General features: G+C 69.1%; 16 protein-coding genes. 8 read left to right on the top strand and 8 right to left on the bottom strand.

Annotated features, from left to right (window positions below):
- Positions 1 to 37: 37 nt before the first annotated feature.
- From ACFQQC_RS00570 to ACFQQC_RS00585, 4 genes are all read right to left on the bottom strand, one after another.
- A complete protein-coding gene (locus ACFQQC_RS00570; RefSeq protein WP_376858676.1) occupies positions 38 to 3,094 on the bottom strand; it encodes a tetratricopeptide repeat protein in 3,057 nt (1,018 codons plus the stop codon).
- Positions 3,095 to 3,161: 67 nt separating this feature from the next.
- A complete protein-coding gene (gene uvrC, locus ACFQQC_RS00575) occupies positions 3,162 to 5,063 on the bottom strand; it encodes an excinuclease ABC subunit UvrC (RefSeq protein WP_376860813.1) in 1,902 nt (633 codons plus the stop codon).
- Between the two features lie 49 nt (positions 5,064 to 5,112).
- The gene (locus ACFQQC_RS00580) at positions 5,113 to 5,559 is read right to left on the bottom strand and encodes a DMT family transporter (protein ID WP_376858678.1); all 447 of its coding nucleotides are present in this window, start codon (positions 5,557 to 5,559) and stop codon (positions 5,113 to 5,115) included.
- 9 nt (positions 5,560 to 5,568) lie between these two features.
- A complete protein-coding gene (locus ACFQQC_RS00585; RefSeq protein ID WP_376858680.1) occupies positions 5,569 to 6,042 on the bottom strand; it encodes an NUDIX domain-containing protein in 474 nt (157 codons plus the stop codon).
- Positions 6,043 to 6,069: 27 nt separating this feature from the next.
- On the opposite strand from ACFQQC_RS00585, the gene ACFQQC_RS00590 reads away from it, so the two are divergent.
- The 6 genes from ACFQQC_RS00590 (at position 6,070) to ACFQQC_RS00615 (ending at position 8,940) form a co-directional block, all read left to right on the top strand.
- Positions 6,070 to 6,201 (top strand): hypothetical protein, encoded by a 132-nt coding sequence (locus tag ACFQQC_RS00590; protein ID WP_376858681.1) that lies wholly within the window; start codon positions 6,070 to 6,072, stop codon positions 6,199 to 6,201.
- Positions 6,194 to 6,952 carry an SDR family oxidoreductase gene (locus ACFQQC_RS00595; protein ID WP_376858683.1) on the top strand — a complete coding sequence of 253 codons (759 nt, stop codon included), beginning with the start codon at positions 6,194 to 6,196 and terminating at the stop codon, positions 6,950 to 6,952. Before ACFQQC_RS00590 ends, ACFQQC_RS00595 begins: the two co-directional genes overlap by 8 nt.
- A 3-nt stretch (positions 6,953 to 6,955) precedes the next feature.
- Complete coding sequence (gene folB, locus ACFQQC_RS00600) at positions 6,956 to 7,351, top strand: dihydroneopterin aldolase (protein ID WP_376858685.1); 396 nt, start codon at positions 6,956 to 6,958, stop codon at positions 7,349 to 7,351.
- An 81-nt stretch (positions 7,352 to 7,432) separates the two neighbouring features.
- Complete coding sequence (locus ACFQQC_RS00605) at positions 7,433 to 8,137, top strand: hypothetical protein (protein ID WP_376858687.1); 705 nt, start codon at positions 7,433 to 7,435, stop codon at positions 8,135 to 8,137.
- A 13-nt stretch (positions 8,138 to 8,150) separates the two neighbouring features.
- Positions 8,151 to 8,546, top strand: coding sequence for a hypothetical protein (locus ACFQQC_RS00610; protein WP_376858689.1), 396 nt, complete (start codon positions 8,151 to 8,153; stop codon positions 8,544 to 8,546).
- Positions 8,547 to 8,652: 106 nt separating this feature from the next.
- Entirely contained in the window at positions 8,653 to 8,940 is a 288-nt protein-coding gene (locus tag ACFQQC_RS00615; protein WP_376858691.1) for a GNAT family N-acetyltransferase, read from the top strand.
- Between the two features lie 6 nt (positions 8,941 to 8,946).
- Here ACFQQC_RS00615 and ACFQQC_RS00620 read toward each other — a convergent pair whose 3' ends face one another.
- The 3 genes from ACFQQC_RS00620 to ACFQQC_RS00630 all read right to left on the bottom strand — a co-directional run bounded on the left by ACFQQC_RS00620 (position 8,947) and on the right by ACFQQC_RS00630 (position 13,366).
- A complete protein-coding gene (locus ACFQQC_RS00620; RefSeq protein WP_376858693.1) occupies positions 8,947 to 9,261 on the bottom strand; it encodes a hypothetical protein in 315 nt (104 codons plus the stop codon).
- Positions 9,262 to 9,380: 119 nt separating this feature from the next.
- On the bottom strand, positions 9,381 to 10,406 hold the full coding sequence (gene dusA / locus ACFQQC_RS00625; RefSeq protein ID WP_376858695.1) for a tRNA dihydrouridine(20/20a) synthase DusA: 1,026 nt from the start codon (positions 10,404 to 10,406) through the stop codon (positions 9,381 to 9,383).
- A gap of 128 nt (positions 10,407 to 10,534) precedes the next feature.
- Positions 10,535 to 13,366 (bottom strand): M16 family metallopeptidase, encoded by a 2,832-nt coding sequence (locus ACFQQC_RS00630; protein ID WP_376858697.1) that lies wholly within the window; start codon positions 13,364 to 13,366, stop codon positions 10,535 to 10,537.
- Positions 13,367 to 13,489: 123 nt separating this feature from the next.
- Between ACFQQC_RS00630 and ACFQQC_RS00635 the strand changes: the two genes are divergently transcribed.
- Positions 13,490 to 13,792 (top strand): UBP-type zinc finger domain-containing protein, encoded by a 303-nt coding sequence (locus tag ACFQQC_RS00635; RefSeq protein ID WP_376858699.1) that lies wholly within the window; start codon positions 13,490 to 13,492, stop codon positions 13,790 to 13,792.
- 9 nt (positions 13,793 to 13,801) lie between these two features.
- Here ACFQQC_RS00635 and ACFQQC_RS00640 read toward each other — a convergent pair whose 3' ends face one another.
- Entirely contained in the window at positions 13,802 to 15,664 is a 1,863-nt protein-coding gene (locus ACFQQC_RS00640) for a monovalent cation:proton antiporter-2 (CPA2) family protein (protein ID WP_376858701.1), read from the bottom strand.
- A gap of 145 nt (positions 15,665 to 15,809) precedes the next feature.
- Here ACFQQC_RS00640 and ACFQQC_RS00645 point away from each other — a divergent pair, with 145 nt between their 5' ends.
- Positions 15,810 to 17,549, top strand: a complete 1,740-nt coding sequence (locus tag ACFQQC_RS00645) for a von Willebrand factor type A domain-containing protein (RefSeq protein WP_376858703.1) — start codon at positions 15,810 to 15,812, stop codon at positions 17,547 to 17,549.
- The last annotated feature ends 54 nt before the right edge of the window (positions 17,550 to 17,603 follow it).

The following is a 17,603-nucleotide window of genomic DNA, read 5'->3' on the forward strand; positions in this document are numbered from 1 at the left end:
GGCCATGCCTCAAACGCGCCGGTCGCGCCAGCCCACCCTACTTCACCAGTTCGGGATGACGGGCCTCGAACACAGCAAAGTCCTCGGCCACGTCGACATCCCGGGCGCGGGCGCGCGTCAGATCCTCCGCCCCGCCCGCGTCGCCCAGCGCCAGCCGGCTCAGACCCAGACCGTACAGGGACGGCGCAAGATCGGGCGCGATGGACAGGGCGCGTTCATAGTCGGCCTTCGCCTCGGCGTAGCGCTCCATCTGCAGCAGAACCATGGCCCGGCTGTCGACATAGGCGGCCTCGCCGGCGGACAGGGCCGCGTCGCAGTCGATGAGCGCCTGCTCCAGATCGAAGCCCGCCAGGGCCTGCGCCCAGCAGACCGTGTTGCGGACGTCAGGATCGCTCGGGTCGGTCTGACGGATGACAGCGAAGTCCTCCCGCGCCCCCGTCTCGTCGCCGGTCAGGGCCCGGACCTGTCCGCGCAGCGCGAGGTGATCCACGGCCTCCGGCGACCCCTCGATCGCGCGATCCAGCGCCGGAAGGGCCTCTTCAGGCGTTCCGGCCTGCGTCTCGATCCGCACCAGCCTCTCCAGTCCGACATAGTCGGCGGGATCACGCGTCAGGCGCGCGGAGATCAGCCCGCGAGCCTCCTCGGGCCGCTCCAGACGGATCAGCGCACGCAGCTCGCCGAATGGACCCGCAACGCTGTCCGGAGCGGTGGTCTTGAGGGTCCGATAGTCCGCCAGCGAACGGTCCCAGCGGCCGAGCTGGTAATAGGCCGCGGCGCGGGTGCTCAGGGCGCTCGTGTCGGACGGGTCGAGGCGCAGGGCCACCGACAGATTGACCACCGCCTCGCTGTACCGGCCCTGGTAATAGGCGGCGATGCCCTGCCCCGTGGCCGCCAGCTGATCCGCCGGATCGAGGTCGGCCGCGTGGTCATAGTCCGCCCGGGCGCCGTCATAGTCGCGGGCGTCGATCCGCGCCGAGCCCCGCGCCCTGCGCGCCTCGGCATGGTCCGGCTCGCGTTCGAGGGCGGCATCCAGCAGGGCCAGGGCGCCGTCCGTGTCGCCCATGTCGCTGAGGCGGCCGGCCCGGGTGATGAGATCATCGATGTCGCTGTCACGGGGCTGGTAGCGGGCGCTGTCCTGTTCCGTCGCCACATAGTTCGCAGGCGCGCGAAGGCGCAGGGGCAGCGAGGCCGTGCTCTCAGCCCGCGTCCTCGCGGTCGCCATCTCGGCGGCGCTCAGTTCCGGGACGAGGCTCGTCGTCGTGATCTCGACCTCGGCAACGCCGTCGTTGAGGACAGCGCGACGCTCGAGGCGATAGCCGCCGCCCTCGACCGTCTGGTCTCCGCCCTCAAGCTGGAAGCCGCGCCCGCCATGCGGCAGGGTCACGCGGAAGACCGCCCGGTTCATGAAGGGATGACTGATGGCGTAGGGATGATCCCTGAACAGCGCCAGCACGCCCCTGCGCTCCGCAGACGCCGGAACGACGAGGACGCTTTCATCGATGCTCGTGACACGACCGGACGGACCGTTGACCCAGCTCATCCGGGTCTTGCCAGTCAGGATCATGCGCAGTTCGTTCGCGGCCTCGTCGTAGCGCGTCTCGACCGTGTCGATGGTCATGCCTTCCTCGCCATCGAACTGGGCCTTGAACATGGCTTCCAGCTGCTCCGGCGGGATCGATCCGACCTGGCGCCGCATCGAGGTCGCGACGTCGCCGCGGGAGATCATTTCCATCACCATGCCGACATCCGCATCCAGCCCCGCGCTGGCGTCGACGCTCAGGCGCATCTCGGTCAGGGGCGTGTTCAGCGGCGGTTGCGGGATGGCCTCGAGCGATGCGCCCTCGGCCCGGACAGGGAGGCCCCAGCGGTAAGGCGGAGGCGTCAGGTCCTCGATCCGGCGATCCCCGATCCGGGTGCCGTCCATCCAGTAGGACTTCCCGTCCACGACCGCATGGACGATGACATGGTCGAACCAGGCCATGAGCGGCAGCCGTGTCTCCAGCCCGTCGCCCCAGCGGGTGCTGACCAGCAGGGCTTCCGCCTTGATCCCCAGCCCCTCGAGCAGGGCCATCAGCAGCACCGTCTTGCCCTTGCAGTCGCCGTAGCGTCGGCGCCAGACCTCGTCGGCGGACATGGGGGTGTAGTTGCCCTCGCCCATCGAGAGGGCGAGATAGCGAACCTGATCCTCAACCAGCCGCAGCGCAGCCCCGGCCCGCGCGGCGTCCGTCGAATGAGCGGCGCGGATGCGCTCGATCTCGGCCCGCAGCGGCGAATCCGGCTCCAGCGTCGCGCCCCTCGCATACAGCGGCGCCATCATGCGGGAGGCGTCGGCCCAGGATGCATAGTCGGTGAACTCGACGAAGCGCTTCAGGGCGAACCGCACGGGCAGGTCTTCCGGAATGCTTTCGGCGCGAAGGTCTGTCGCATCGATCTCATAGACCCAGTCGCCGCCTTCGCGACGCGGCCGGATGTCCGTCCATGGGGCTGCGGCGGCGACCTGCACCGGATGGTCGTCAGACCAGCTGGCGCGTAGCCGGTAGCGATCGAGACGTTCCGCGCTGGGACTGGCGAAGGCCTCCACGTGGGGGGCCAGAACGCCGAGGGTGTCGTGGGTGGTGAAGGCCAGTTCGAGGACGTCGCCGACCCGCAGATCACGGGGCTGGAGCGTGGCGGTCAGCTGGCCGTCGAGCATCGCCGCTTCGAGATTGTTCTCACGGCGCAGGGTCTCGAACTCCTGGCTGGCCAGAACGTCAATGACTTCGCCGTTGCGGACGATGCGCAGCAGATGAACCTGGATGGTCTCGCGCGGCGGCGTCCAGACCAGGCTGACGGTCCCTGCGCTGCTCAGCCCCTGACGGGTCAGCACCTCGAACCGCTGGAACACGTAGGTGTGGGAGCCCTCCGCGTCGAAGCGGATCTGGTTGTCGATAACCTGAACACGGAACGCGGCGTCGCCGAGCGGCGCCGACGGCGCATCCTGAAGCGGGGGCTTCACCCAGGCCGGCACGGGCGCGCGCTCGACCTCCTGTGCAGAAACTGAACTGGCAAGCAGGGTCGCGCACACGACAGCGGCCGCGACAAAAGTCCTGAACATGAAATCCCCCGGTATCCCGAACAGGGATTTATCACGCCGCGAACGAACTACCAGAGGGTGCGGCGATCTATGCCTTGCGGAAGAAGCCGTGGATTCGCTCGGCCAGCGCCTGGCTGACGCCCTCGACCTTGATCAGATCGGCGACCGAGGCCCGGCCGACGCCCTTGGCCGAGCCGAAGGCGTGCAGCAGGGCGCGCTTGCGGCCGGGGCCCACCCCCTCGATCTCGTCCAGCGGGTTCTTCTTGATGTCCATCGAGCGCCGCTTGGCGTGGGCGCCGTTGGCGAACCGGTGCGCCTCGTCGCGCAGGCGCTGGACGTAATAGAGGACCGGCGATTTCAGCGGCAGCATGAAGGGCGGCTTGCCGGGGATGAAGAAATGCTCCTTGCCCGCGTCGCGATCCGGCCCCTTGGCCACGCCGACGGCCAGGATGTCGTCCAGCCCCAGATCGGCCAGCACCGCCAGCACCTCGGCCAGCTGCCCGGCCCCGCCGTCGATCAGCAGCAGATCCGGACGCTCGACCTCCTCGCCCTCGTCCTCTTCCTTGACCAGACGGCTGAAGCGGCGACGCATGACCTCGCGCATCATGCCGTAGTCGTCGCCGGGGGTGAGCTCGTCGCCCCGGATGTTGAACTTGCGGTACTGGTTCTTGAGGAAGCCCTCGGGCCCGGCGACCACCATGCCGCCGACGGCGTTGGTCCCCTGGATGTGGGCGTTGTCGTAGATCTCGATCCGCTCGGGACGGCTGTCCAGACCGAAGGCCTCGCACAGTTCGTCGAGGATTTTCGACTGGGCCGAGCTCTCGGCCATCTTGCGGCCCAGCGCCTCGCGGGCGTTGGTCAGGGCATGGTCGATCAGGGCCTTGCGGTCGCCCCGCGCGGGCCTCTCGATGGTCACGACCCGGCGGCCGTCGTCCAGCTTGGCCTTCATCGAGAAAGCCTCCTCCAGAAGCTCCTTCTCGTGCGGGACCACGTTGGACAGGATCTGCCGCGGCACCGGCTTGTCCTCGTAGAACTGGCCCAGGAAGGCGGCGAGGATTTCGGGATCGGTGTCGGCCCGGTCCACGCGCGGGAAATAGGCGCGCCCGCCCCAGTTCTGGCCGCCGCGATAGAAGAAGACCTGCACGCAGGCCTGACCGCCGTCGGAATGCAGGGCGAAGACATCGGCCTCGGCCACGCCTTCGGCCGAAACCGAGTTCTCCATCGATATGGCCGACAGGGCGCGGATGCGGTCGCGGACGCGGGCCGCCTGTTCGAAATCCATCTCGTCGGACGCCGCCTGCATCTCGGCGGACAGGCGACCGATCACCGCCCGCGACTTGCCGCGCAGGAAGGCCTCGGCCTCATCGACCAAACCCTCGTAGTCCTCCAGCGAGATCAGCCCCGTGCACGGCGCCGAGCAGCGCTTGATCTGGTGCAGCATGCAGGGCCGGGTGCGGGTCTCGTAGACGCTGTCCGAGCAGGACCGCAGCAGGAACGCCTTCTGCAGGGTGGTCAGGGTCCGGTTCACAGCCCAGGTCGAGGCGAAGGGGCCGAAATAGTCGCCCTTGATGGTGTGGGCCCCGCGATGCTTGCGAACCTGCGGGGCGCGGTGGTCGCGGCGGATCATCAGTTCGGCGAACGACTTGTCATCGCGCAGCACCACGTTGAAGCGCGGCTTCAGCTTCTTGATGAAGTTGGATTCCAGCAGAAGGGCCTCGGTCTCCGAGGCCGTGACCACCAGCTCCATCGAGCGGGTCAGCGACACCATCAGGCCGATGCGCTGGGTGTGGAACCGCCCCTGCGCGTACTGGAGGATGCGCTTCTTGATGGACCGCGCCTTGCCCACATAGAGACAGGTCCCGTCCTCGCCGTACATGCGATAGACGCCCGGCTTGTCCGGCGCGCGGCGGGCCTCGTCGCGGATCAGATCCGCGGCCTGAAGCATCGCTTCCGGCAGGGGCGAATCGGTGGCGGGCGTCTCCTCGGTCATCGGGGGCAATATAGGCGTCCCGGCGCTGCCGCGAAGCGTCAGCAGAGGTTCAGAAGCGACGAACCATCAGCACGCCCGCGATGACCAGCGCCACGCCGCCCATCCGGCCCCAGCTGATCGGGCTTTGCGGCGTCCCGAACGCGCCGAAATGGTCGAGAACCAGACCGATCAGAAGCTGGCCGGCCACCATCAGGGTAATGGTCAGGGCCACGCCCAGACGCGGCACACCCCAGGCTGCGGCGACCACGAAGATCGCGCCGTACAGGCCGCCGATCCAGGCATACCAAGGCAGCCCCCGGGCGGCGGTCAGGTCCGGCTTTGTATGCAGGATCATGGCGACGATGCCCAGGGCCGCCGTGCCCACGGCGAAGGAGACGAAGGCCGCATTCACCGGCGAGCCGACGGCGGTGGCCATCTTGGCGTTGGTCGGCGCCTGGAGGGCGGTGGCGCCGCCGGCGAGGATGACGGCGATCATGGACAGAAGCGTCGGGTTCATCAGGACTGGCTACCAGCTTGTCGGGCTGACCGCACCGGCGAAGATTTCCGCCAGCCGGTCCCGCGTCGACCGGTGCGCATCGTCCGGCAGGGCCCCCGGGTCGAACCAGCCGATCTCGGCGATCTCGCCGTGGCTGGAGCGTTCGGTCATCGAGAACCGGTCCATCCGGTAGACCAGCACATGGTCGCCCCGGAAATAGCGTTCGTTGGAGTGAACGCTGACCAGTTGCGGCCGCCCTTCGACGACCAGCCCGGCCTCCTCGCGCATCTCGCGGATCAGGGCCTCCTCGGCACTCTGGCCGCGCTCGACGCCGCCGCCGGGCAGCCACCAGCCGTGGACATAGGTGTGCTTGACCAGCAGCACCCGCCCCTCGCCGTTCACCGCCACCCCACGCACGCCCAGCGTCATTCCCCGCGTGGCGCGCGAAAAGGCGAAGAACAGGGGCCGGGTGAAGGGTTCGATGCGGGTGCGCCAGGTGGTCATCCGGCGACGATAGGCGTTCGAGCATTCTTGAACAGCGGGGCGGGGCGCTTTAATGCCGAAAGCATCAAGGAGCACACCATGCTGGCCCTCTACATCATCCTCGGCTTCGTCGTTCTGCTCGGCGTGATCAACTTCATCGAGTTCGGCCGGGTTGACTAAGTCGTCCGCCGATCGCGGCGCCGCGCTGGTCACCGGCGGCGGCAAGCGGATCGGCAAGGCGATCTGTCTGGAGCTGGCGCGCGCCGGCTTCGACATCGTGGTCCATTATCGCGGATCGAGGGACGCGGCCGAGGCCGTGGCCGATGAGGTGCGCGCGCTGGGCCGCCGGGCGGCGACCGTCAGCGGCGACCTGTCCCGCGAGGATCAGGTGCGCGGCATCGTTCCCGCCGCCGTCGCGGCGATCGGTCCGCTGAACGTGCTGGTCAACAACGCCTCCGTCTTCGAGGATGACCGGGTCGGCGACCTGAGCCGCGAAAGCTGGGACGCCCATATCGAGACCAATCTGCGGGCGCCGGTCGTCCTGTCCGAGGCCTTCGCCGCCCAGGCGGTCGAGGGAAGCACCATCGTCAACCTGCTGGACCAGCGCGTTCTCAAGCCCGATCCCCGCTTCTTCTCCTACGCCCTGTCGCGCAACGGCCTGTGGTGGGCGACGCGGACGATGGCGCAGGCGCTGGCGCCGCGCATCCGCGTGAACGGCGTCGGCCCCGGCCCGACCCTGCCGTCGATCCACCAGAGCGCCGAGGACTTCGCCGCCGAGGCCGCCGCCGTGCCCCTGCAGAAGGCCGGCAGCCCCGAGGCCGTGGCCGCCGCCGTGCGCTGGCTGGTTGAAGCCGATCTGGTGACGGGCCAGATGATCGCCGTCGACGGGGGCCAGCATCTGGCCTGGCAGACCCCGGACATCGTGGAGTAGCCCGTGGCAGCCCCCTCCCCCCTTCCCTTCAACGCCCCCGGCGCCCCGGTCCGCGAGGCCCTGACGGTCTTCGTGCGCGGCCTGGAGGTCGAGGCCGGCATCGGCGTGTACGACCACGAGCACGGTCGCCTGCAGCGGCTGGTGATCGATGTAACGCTGGAGATGACCCCGGCGCTGATCGAAAGGCTGGGCGACACCATCAACTACGAGACCGTCGCCGAGGCCGCGCGCTCCATCGTGGCGGAAGGCCACATCGGGCTGGTCGAGACCTTCGCCGAACGACTGGCCCTGGCCATGCTGCAGGACGCCCGCGTGCGCCGCTGCGCGGTAAGGATCGAGAAGCCGGGCGCCTTGGGCGGGGCCGCCGTGCCGGGCTGCGAACTGGTTCTGGCGCGCTGATCCCCCGGTTGATGCGGGCGGGGCGGGTTGCGCCGTCCGGGCCGGGCCGTCATACCTGACAGCGGACTTGAAGGACCTCCGATGGCCGAACCCGGCGATCCGCAACACCCTGACGATCATGACGATCATGTCGGCTTCTCCTCTCCGGCGTCGCTGCAGGGCCGTGCGCGCGAGGTCGCGCCGCCGCCCGCGCCCGAGCCTGAGCCTGAGCCTGCACCCGAGCCGGTGATGTCCGCGCCGGAGCGTGAGCCCGACCTGTTCGACCCGCCGCCCGCGCGCCCGGTGATCGAGACGCCGGAACCGGTGATTCCGGTGCTCACCCCGACGTCCGCGCCTGCGCCTGAACCGAGCCCGGCGCCGAAGCCCGCGCCCGCCTCGGCCGATTCGATCTTCGCCCCCACGCCGGGCTTCACCGGCCGGTCGAAGGACCGTGAGCCGGTTCAGGATCCGCCCGGCGGCGGCGTCGGCCTGTACGCCGTCTACGCCCTTATCCTGCTGGCCGTGCCAACGCTGGGCGTGTCGGCCCTGATCGCCCTCCTGGCGGTGACCGGGCGTCCGGGCCCGGAGGACGACCTGTCGCGGTCGCACTTCATCTACCAGCAGCGCACCCTGTGGGCGGCGGCCATCGCCGTTCTGGCGGGCGTCATCCTGCTGGCCGCGCCGTTCGGCCTCGGCGTGCCCCTGCTGTTCCTCGCGGCCCTGTGGGTCGTGCTGCGCGGCGCCACCGGCGTCTGGAACCTGAAGTCGGGCCGGTCCATTTCCAGACCACGGAGCTGGTGGATCTGAGAAAGGCGTACGCATGTCCCATGTCATTCCGGAGAACGACGCCGCGCCAGGCGGAACCGGAACGCAGGGACGGACGACCGCGCTGATCAGCTGGATCCTCTACGCCCTGACGCTGCCCAGCGGCGGACTGACCGCCGTCATCGGCGCGATCATCGCCTATGCGACACGCCGCCGGGCGACGGGCCTGAGCCGCAGCCACATCGACAGCCAGATTCGGCTGTTCTGGTCCGGGGTCATCTGGGCCGCCCTGTTCTCCGTCGCCTGGGTGATCAGCGCCCTGCTGGCCCAGTTCTATGTCGGCGTGGTGCTGATCTTCATCGTCTGGGCCGCCCTGCTGCTGCTGGCGATCTGGTTTACGGTGAAGGGGGTTCTGGGCGCCGTCGCCCTGTCCGGCGGACGCGAGCCCTGAGGCCGCGGCGCCACGCCGGCTCGCGATCCGGTCGCGGCAGGGAACACCCGGCCCGTCAGCGGATTTGAGCGTTGTCGGTCCGCCGATAAAAGTCAGGGAGCCCCGCATGACCACCTTCCGCGATGTCCGCGCCGAACACCGCTTCGAGCAGGGATTCACCGATGCCGAGGGCGAGGTGCGGGTGGTCTTCGCCGACTATGCGGTGCACGACGACACGCGGGTGATCCTGCACGTCGAAGCCGACCCGGCCCTGCGCGGCGGCGGCGCGGCCGGGCGCTTCATGCAGTCCCTGGCCGCCCATGCGCGGACCGAGAAGCTGAAGCTGCAGCCCCGCTGCAGCTATGCAGTGCTGTGGCACCGGAGGCACCCGGAGTACGACGACGTTCTGGCCTGACCGGCCTCAGAGCGCCCGGCCGACGATGGCCTTCAGGGTTTCGGACTTGGACGGCAGGTCGCTGGCCAGTCGTCCAGCGATCTCGCGGGCGCCGACCGGATAGGCGTCGCCGCCTTCCGCGATCTCCTTCGCCATGGCCGCCGCCTGCATCAGCACCGCCTCCAGCGCCTCGACCTGCTCGACCGCCAGCGCCTTCGCCTCCAGTTGAAGTCGCTTCACGCGATCGGCGGTCGTCTCCGGCTGGCGCATGAGATCGTAGATCTCGGCCTCGGCCTGGACGAGGCGAAGATCGGGCTGGGCGGGCGGCGTGCGCTTGGGCATGACGGTCTCTCCTGCAAAGGCAATGCAGGTCGCGAGTCCGGGGTTCCCACGTTAATCGAGCCGGGTTCCACAAAAGCGGCACTGTGTCATTCCCGCCGCAGGCGAGCTTGGCGACAGGATCAGGCCGCGTCCTCACGCATATCCATGCGGGCCTCGGCCTCGCGAACGGCCTCGATGGCGCGGTCCACGACGTCGATCCCGGCGCCGGCCTTGACGCTTTCCACGGTCAGGATGCGGCGGAAGGCGCGGGCGCCGGCGCGTCCGTGCATGACACCCAGCAGGTGCCGGGTCATGTGCGCCAGATGCACCCCCTCCTCCAGTCGCGCGACCAGATAGGGACGATAGCGGGCCAGCGCTTCATAGGCGTCCACGTCGGGCGTATCGGCGCCGAACATCCGGCGGTCCGCCTGCCCCAGCAGGGCGGGCTCGTGATAGGCGGCGCGGCCCAGCATGACGCCGTCCAGCTGCACCCCGTCGTCGGCGACCATGTGCGCCTCGGCCTGATCGAGGTCCGGGATGCCGCCGTTGATGCTGATCGACAGATGCGGACGCTCGCGCTTCAGGCGGCGCACAAGACCATAGTCCAGCGGCGGCACGTCCCGGTTTTCCTTGGGCGACAGCCCCTTCAGCCAGGCCTTGCGGGCGTGGACGATGAAGGTGTCGATGCCGACGGCGGCGCTGGCGTCCACGGTCGCGAACAGGCTGACCTCCGGGTCCTGGTCATCGACGCCGATACGGCATTTGACGGTGGCGGGAACGGAGACCGCTTCCTTGATCGCGGCCATGCAGTCGGCGACCAGTTCCGGCTCGCGCATCAGGCAGGCGCCGAACTTGCCCGACTGCACCCGATCGGACGGGCAGCCGACGTTCAGATTGATCTCGTCATAGCCATAGCCCTCACCGATCCGCGCCGCCTCGGCCAGCTGGGCCGGGTCCGATCCGCCCAGTTGCAGGGCCACCGGATGCTCGACCGCATCGAAGCCCAGCAGCTTGTCGCGATCCCCGTGCAGAACCGCCGGGGCGGTGACCATCTCGGTATACAGCAGGGCGCGCGTCGACAGGGCGCGATGGAACGCCCGGCAATGCCGGTCGGTCCAGTCCATCATCGGGGCGACGGACAGCCTGCGGTCGAGGGTCTTGGGCATTGAGGGCGGAGGAGGTTCGGAACGGGAGGTCAGGAGCGCGCTATATAGGCGAGACCGTCCCGGAACGCGATGCGCCCCTCGAAAGGCGAAGGCCCGACCGGATCACCGGCCGGGCCTCTGTCACATCCTTAGCGGATCGGCTGTTCCTCGATCGGCAGGCCGAGGGCTTCCAGTTGCGGACGCACGACGGAGGCGTCGCCGACCACCACCCAGACGAACTGGTCCGGATGGATGTCGCGGCGGGCGGCGGCGTCCATCTGGTCCGCGGTCAGGGCGCGGGTGCGGCTGGCCAGGGTGGTCTGATAGTCGTCCGGACGGCCGTACAGGGCGTTCGAGCGCAGGGCGCCGAGGATCTGGCCCGAGGTCTCGTAGCCACCGGCCAGCGACCGGGTGTTGCCGTTGATGGTCCGCTCCAGTTCCTGCGGCGAGACGCCTTCGGTTTCCAGGAAGCGGTCATACTGGGCGATCAGGGCCGCGATGGACTCGCCGGTGCGGTTGGCCTGGACCGGCGCGTTGACGATGTAGGGCACGCGATGCTCCAGCGTGTTCACGCTGCCGCGCACGCCGTAGGACCAGCCCTTGGTTTCACGCAGGTCCGAGTTGATCCGCGACAGGAAGTCCGAGCCGAGGGTGACGTTGGCGGCGTTCAGCGCCAGCAGGTCATCGGTGCCCGACACCGGCAGGACCGCGCCGCCGTAGATCAGCGACTGCGGCGACTGCGGACGGTCGATCAGGACGATGCGGTTGCGCGGCGCCGGGATGGCGGCCGAGAAGTCCTTGGTCCCCTTGGCCGCCGACGGCGCGCGCCAGTCGCCGAAGGCGGCTTCCAGCTGCGAGGTCACCTGGGCCAGCGGCAGGTCGGACACGACGAAGATCGTCGCATTGTCCGGACGGATCCAGGCGTCGTGGGTGGCGACCAGATCGGCGCGGGTCAGGCCGGTGATGGTCGCTTCGTCGCCCGAGCCGGTGAACGACCGGCCATAGGGGCTCTGCGCGCCATAGATGATCGGCGGCAGGGCGCGCGAGGCGATGGCGCCGGGGTTGGTCCGCTCGCTGGCCAGACCCGACAGGCGGGTGGCGCGGATGCGCTCGACCTCGGCCGGGGCGAAGGCCGGATTGCGCACGACGTCCGACAGAAGGGTCAGGGCCGGCGACAGGTTCGCCGTCACGGTCGACAGATCGGCCGAGGTGCGGTCCATCGAGGCGCCGAGGCCGATCGAAACGCCGAGGCGCTCCTTCTCTTCGGCCAGCTGGTTGGCGTCACGGCTGGTGGTGCCTTCGTCCAGCAGATCCAGCATCATCGCCTGGGCGCCGAGACGATCCGCCTGGTCCGCGGCGTAGCCGGCGTTGAACTCCACCGTGACACGGGTGACCGGCACGGTGTCGACGTGGGCGTAGACCACCTCGACGCCGTTCGACAGGCGCGTGCGCTCGACCGCCGGGAAGGTCAGGTCCGGCACCTGGCCGATTTCCGGCATCGGCATGCGGGCCACGCGCTCGATCTCGGCGGCGGCGGCCGGCGCGGCGCCCGAGGGGCTGGCGGCGGCTTCGGTGTAGGCCTCACGCTCGCCGGGGGCGATGGTCATGTCGAAGACCGGGCGGGTCAGCCAGCGCTGCATGGCGGTCGTGACCTCGGCCGGAGTGACCGAGGCGTACTCGGCCAGCTCCTTCTTGTAGTGGTCCGGATCACCCGAATAGAGCTGGCCTTCAGCCAGAACATTGGCCTTGCCGTTGACCTGCTCCAGGCTCTGGATGCGGCGCGAGACGTACTGGGTGGCCACGCGGGAGACTTCTTCCTCGGTCGGGCCGTTGGCGATGAAGTCCGCGACGATGGCGTCCAGACGACGGCCCACCTCGGCGGCGTCCTGGCCCGGCTTCACATCGACCGAGATGTCGAAGATGCCGACGCGGTGGAAGTCCGACAGCGAGGCGGACACCGAGACGGCGCTCTGCTCGTCGCGGACCAGCTGGGTGTCCAGACGCGAGGAGGCCAGGCCGCCCAGCACCTGGGCGGCGACGGCCAGCGGCACGGCGTCGTCGCTCAGCAGGCCCGGAACGGCCCAGCTGCGGGTCAGGCGGGTGTTGGCCACGCGGTCATGCATGGTCGCCACGATCGGCGCCGACAGGGTCGGCACATCGGCTTCGGCCGGGGTGTTCACCGGGCCGCGGGCGATGGGGCCGAAATAGCGGTTCATCAGGGTGCGGGCGGTCGCCTCGTCGATGTCGCCCGACAGGACGACGACGGCGTTGTTCGGGCCGTAGTTGTCGCGGAACCAGTTGCGCACCGTCTCAAGGCTGGCCGCGTCCAGATCGGCCATCGAGCCGATGGTCGAGTGACGGTAGGGGTGGCCTTCCGGGAAGAGGGCCTCGAGCTGGGCGTACTCGAACATGCCGTAGGGCTGGTTGTCGCCCTGGCGCTTCTCGTTCTGGACGACGCCGCGCTGCAGGTCGAGCACGTCCTGGCCGACCTCGCCGAGCAGATAGCCCATGCGGTCGCTTTCCAGGAACAGGGCCTGCTCCAGCGCCGGGGTCGGGACGGTCTGGAAGTAGTTGGTGCGGTCGAACCAGGTCGTGCCGTTCAGGTTCGACGGCCCGAGGTTGCGCATGCGGCCCAGATAGCTGCCCGGCGCATTTTCCGAACCACCGAACATCAGGTGTTCGAACAGGTGGGCGAAGCCGGTCGAACCGGCGGGCTCGTCCTTGGAGCCGACGTTGTACCAGACGGACACCGCGACCACCGGGGCCTTGCGGTCCTCGTGCACGATGACCGTCAGGCCGTTGTCCAGCTGGAAGCGGGTCCAGGGAATGTTGACCTCGGACACCAGCTCGGAGACCGGCGCGGCCTGCAACTCGGGGGCCTGGGCGGCGGCGTGGGCGGCGTGGGCGGAATGCTGGGCGAAGGCGACAGCCGGCGATGCGACGGCGATCAGGGCGGCAAGCGATACGGCGCGGAACTTCATCTACAGGGATCCTCGGTAAGCAAAAGCTGCCGGACCTTAGCGGCAACCTCCCGGGACACAATCCTGACACCTTGCGAAAGCTGCGACTTGTCGCGAACATCGCCGCGCGACAGGAGAAACGCCATGGCGGCATGCGGTCATGTCAGCACCATCAACCGGGTCACCCCGCAGTCGAAGGGCTGCGAGGAATGCCTGAAGACCGGCGGCTGGTGGGTGCACCTGCGGCTGTGCCGGTCCTGCGGTCATGTCGGCTGCTGCAACGACAGCCCGAGCCGCCATGCGACCGCCCATCACAAGGCGACGCACCACCCGATCATCGAGGGCTATGACCCGCCCGAGGGCTGGGGCTGGTGCTATGTGGACGAGGCGTTCGTCGATCTTCCGGACCAGACCCCGCAACTGGGGCCGATCCCGAAATTCTTCTGACCGGCGCGATCAGGCGCCGGTCTTCTCGCGCTCGTCTTCTTCCTCTTCCAGAGCCTCGGCGGCCTCTTCGTTGAGCGCCTGCCCCTTGCGACCGGGCTTGATGTAGGGCTCAGGCTTGGTGGTGCGGATGTTGCCGCGCATCAGCGACCGCCCGCCGGTGATGCCCTCGACCATCTGGATGGCCAGCCGCTCCTCGTCGCGACGGCGCACGTCCTCGATGGTCTCCTCCACCTCCTGATGGGTGAAGCCCAGGTCGATCAGCACCTGATAGCCGAACACCAGGGCGCTCTCGAAGGTCTCGCGGATCTGGTACTCGACCCCCGCCTGCACCAGACGGATGGCGTGGCCGCGGTCATAGGCGCGGACGAACAGCTTGGTCAGCGGGAACTCGGCCTTGACCAGTTCGACGATCTTGTCGGCGTCCTCCTGCTTGTCGACGCAGACGAGGATGGTCTCGGCCTTCTCGGCCCCCGAGGCGCGCAGCACGTCCAGCCGGGTGCCGTCGCCGTAATAGACCTTGAAGCCGAAGTTTCCGGCGGCCTGGATCATCTCCACGTCCATGTCGATGATCGACACATCGACATCGCGGGCCAGCAGGGGCTGGGCCACCACCTGGGCGAAGCGACCGAAGCCGATGATCAGCACCCGCTCGCGCAGGTTCTTCGCCGCATCGACGCCGTCCGCCTCTTCCGGATTCAGCGTTTCCGGCGGCATCAGCTTGCTGACCACGATGGTCGTCACGGGCGTGAGCATCATCGACAGGATGACCACCGCGCTGGCGATGGCGGCGATGCGGGCGTCGAACACCCCGGTCGCCAGCGCCGCGCCGTAGAGCACGAAGGCGAACTCGCCGCCCTGGGCGAACAGGACGGCGCGCTCGACCGCCTCACGCTCGCTGGCCCTGAACAGCCGCGCGACGCCATAGATGGCGACGGCCTTCACGGCCATGAAGGCGATCACGCCGCCGACGACAACCCGCCACTCGGCGAACACCACCGACAGATCCAGCGACATGCCGACGCTGAGGAAGAACAGGCCCAGCAGGATGGCGCGGAAGGGCTCCACGTCCGCCTCCAGCTGGTGACGGAAGGTCGACTCGGACAGCAGCACGCCCGCCAGGAAGGCGCCCATGGCCATCGACAGGCCGCCCAGGTCCATCAGCCAGGCCGCGCCGACCACGACCAGCAGGGCCGCCGCCGTCATCACCTCGCGCCCGCCGTAACGGGCCAGGATGCGGAACACCGGGTTCATCAGGAACTTTCCCGCGACCAGCACGATGCCGACGGCGCCGACGGCCAGCAGCAGGGTGCGCCACAGCGGCGGGCCGCCCTCACCCGCCAGCCCCATGACCGAAGCCATGACGGCCACGACGGCCAGCAGCGGCACGATGGCGAGGTCTTCCAGCAGCAGGATGGAGATGGCGCGGCTGCCGCGCGGCGTGGCCATCTCGCCCCGCTCGTCCAGCATCTGCATGATCACGGCGGTCGAACTGAGCACGAAGCCCATGGAGGCGATGAAGGACACCGGCGCCGTCAGGCCCGCCGCCATGCCGGTGAAGGTCAGCAGCAATCCCGCGCCGAACACCTGGGCGGCGCCGAGGCCGAAGATGTCCTTTCTCAGACTCCACAATCGCGAAGGCCGCATCTCCAGTCCGATGATGAACAGGAAGATGACCACCCCGAACTCGGCGACGTGGAGGATGGTCTCCGGCTCGGTGAACAGGCCGACGCCGAACGGGCCAATGGCCAGACCGGCCGCCAGATAGCCGAGCACCGAGCCGAGCTGCAGCCGCCGGAGCAACGGCACGGCCACCACGCCCGCCGCCAGCAGGGCCGCAACATGCCCCAGCTCAAGTCCACCGGCTTCCGCCATGATCGCCCCCGTTTTCGTCGAATGCTCATTGTGGGGTGCGACGGGCGGTCGCGCCAGCCCACACTGTCAGGCTTCGTCAGGTTGCAGGGCCGCTGTTTGGGGCGAGGGTGGTCGGCCAGAGGACTGGACACCAAGGAGAACGAGAATGAGCCGACATTTTCCGAACCGACCGATGGCCGCAGTCGCCGCCCTAATGGTGGCCGGCCTGAGCGCCTGCGCCACCAGCGAGACCGCTCAGGCCCCGACGTCCGACGCCTTGGGCGAGGTGGTGGTCACCGGAACCCGCGTGCGCGCCGACAGCGCCGCGCCGTCCGCGGTCGGCCCCAATCGCAGGCCGCTCCCGGCGCCGCCTCCCCCGCCACCGCCGCCTCCCCCACCGCCACCTCCGCCACCTCCGCCGCCGCCGCCCCCGGCGCCGCTTGCGGAACGGCAGATCATCCGGCCTGCCCCCGACACGGAACGCTACCCGGACGCCCTGCCCAATCCGGTGCGCCGCGTCGCCGAGGAGCCCGTCTCGACCTTCTCCATCGACGTGGACACGGCCAGCTACTCCAACGTTCGTCGCTTCCTGGATCAGGGCTCCCGCCCGCCGGTCGATGCGATCCGGCTGGAGGAGATGATCAACTACTTTGACTATGGGTACGCCCGGCCGCGCTCGGCGTCCGAGCCGTTCGCCGTCAGTACCGTGGTCGCGGCGGCGCCGTGGGCGGAGGGGCGCCAGATCGTCCACATCGGCCTGCAGGGCTATGAGCTGCCCGCCGGCGAGCGCCGTCCCCTGAACCTGACCTTCATGGTCGATGTGTCCGGCTCGATGATGTCGGCGGACAAGCTGGAACTGTCCCGGCAGGCGATGAACCTGATCATCGACCGTCTGCGGCCCGAGGATCGCGTGGCGATCACCACCTACGCCAGCGGCGCGTCCGTGGTGCTGGCGCCGACCTCCGGCGATCAGAAGGACGTGCTGAGAGCCGCTGTCGCCGGGCTGCGCGCGGGCGGCGGCACCGCCGGGGCACAGGGCATGGTCACCGCCTATCAGCAGGCCGAGTCCGCCTTCGGCAAGGACAAGGTGAACCGCATCCTGATGTTCACGGATGGCGACTTCAACGTCGGCGTCACCGAGAACCAGCGTCTGGAGGACTATGTCGCCGCCAAGCGCGAGACCGGCATCTATCTGTCCGTCTATGGCTTCGGGCGCGGCAACTATCAGGACGCCCGGATGCAGGCCATCGCCCAGGCGGGCAACGGGACGGCCGCCTATGTCGATGACCTGAACGAGGCGCGCCGCCTGTTCGGCCCGATGTTCGACCGGGGCGCCTTCCCCATCGCCGACGATGTGAAGATCCAGGTCGAGTTCAATCCCGCCCGTGTCTCCGAGTATCGGCTGATCGGCTATGAGACCCGCCTGCTGAACGAGGCGGACTTCAACAATGATCGCGTGGACGCCGGCGAGGTCGGCTCCGGCGCCTCGGTGACCGCCATCTACGAGATCACCCCTGTCGGCGGTCCCAGCCAGATCCCCGAGCGGCGCTATGACCAGAACCGCATCGGCGTCGGCGGCGGTGATGCGTCGGGCGAAATCGGCTTCGTGCAGGTCCGCTACAAGCAGCCGGGCGAGGCGGAGTCGCGCCTGATCCAGCAGGTCATCTCGAACCGCGGCCAGTCCGGCGCCTCGGCCCAACCGCCGGAGAGCACCCGCTGGGCGCTGGCGGTCGCCGCCTTCGGCCAGCGCCTGCGAGGCGACCCGTGGCTGCCCTCGGACTATGGCTGGGACCGCATCCTGGAGCTGGCGCAAGGCGCACGGGGAGAAGATCCCTACGGCGAACGGGCGGAGTTCGTGCAACTGGTCCGGTCAGCGCAAGCATTGCCCGCGCGGGCGACGCCGTAGCCGCTTTCCGCCAGTCGGGCGCGCCACCCCCATGGCGCGCCCGACGACTTTTGG

This window comes from Brevundimonas sp. GCM10030266, from assembly GCF_042666595.1.
GTDB lineage: Bacteria > Pseudomonadota > Alphaproteobacteria > Caulobacterales > Caulobacteraceae > Brevundimonas.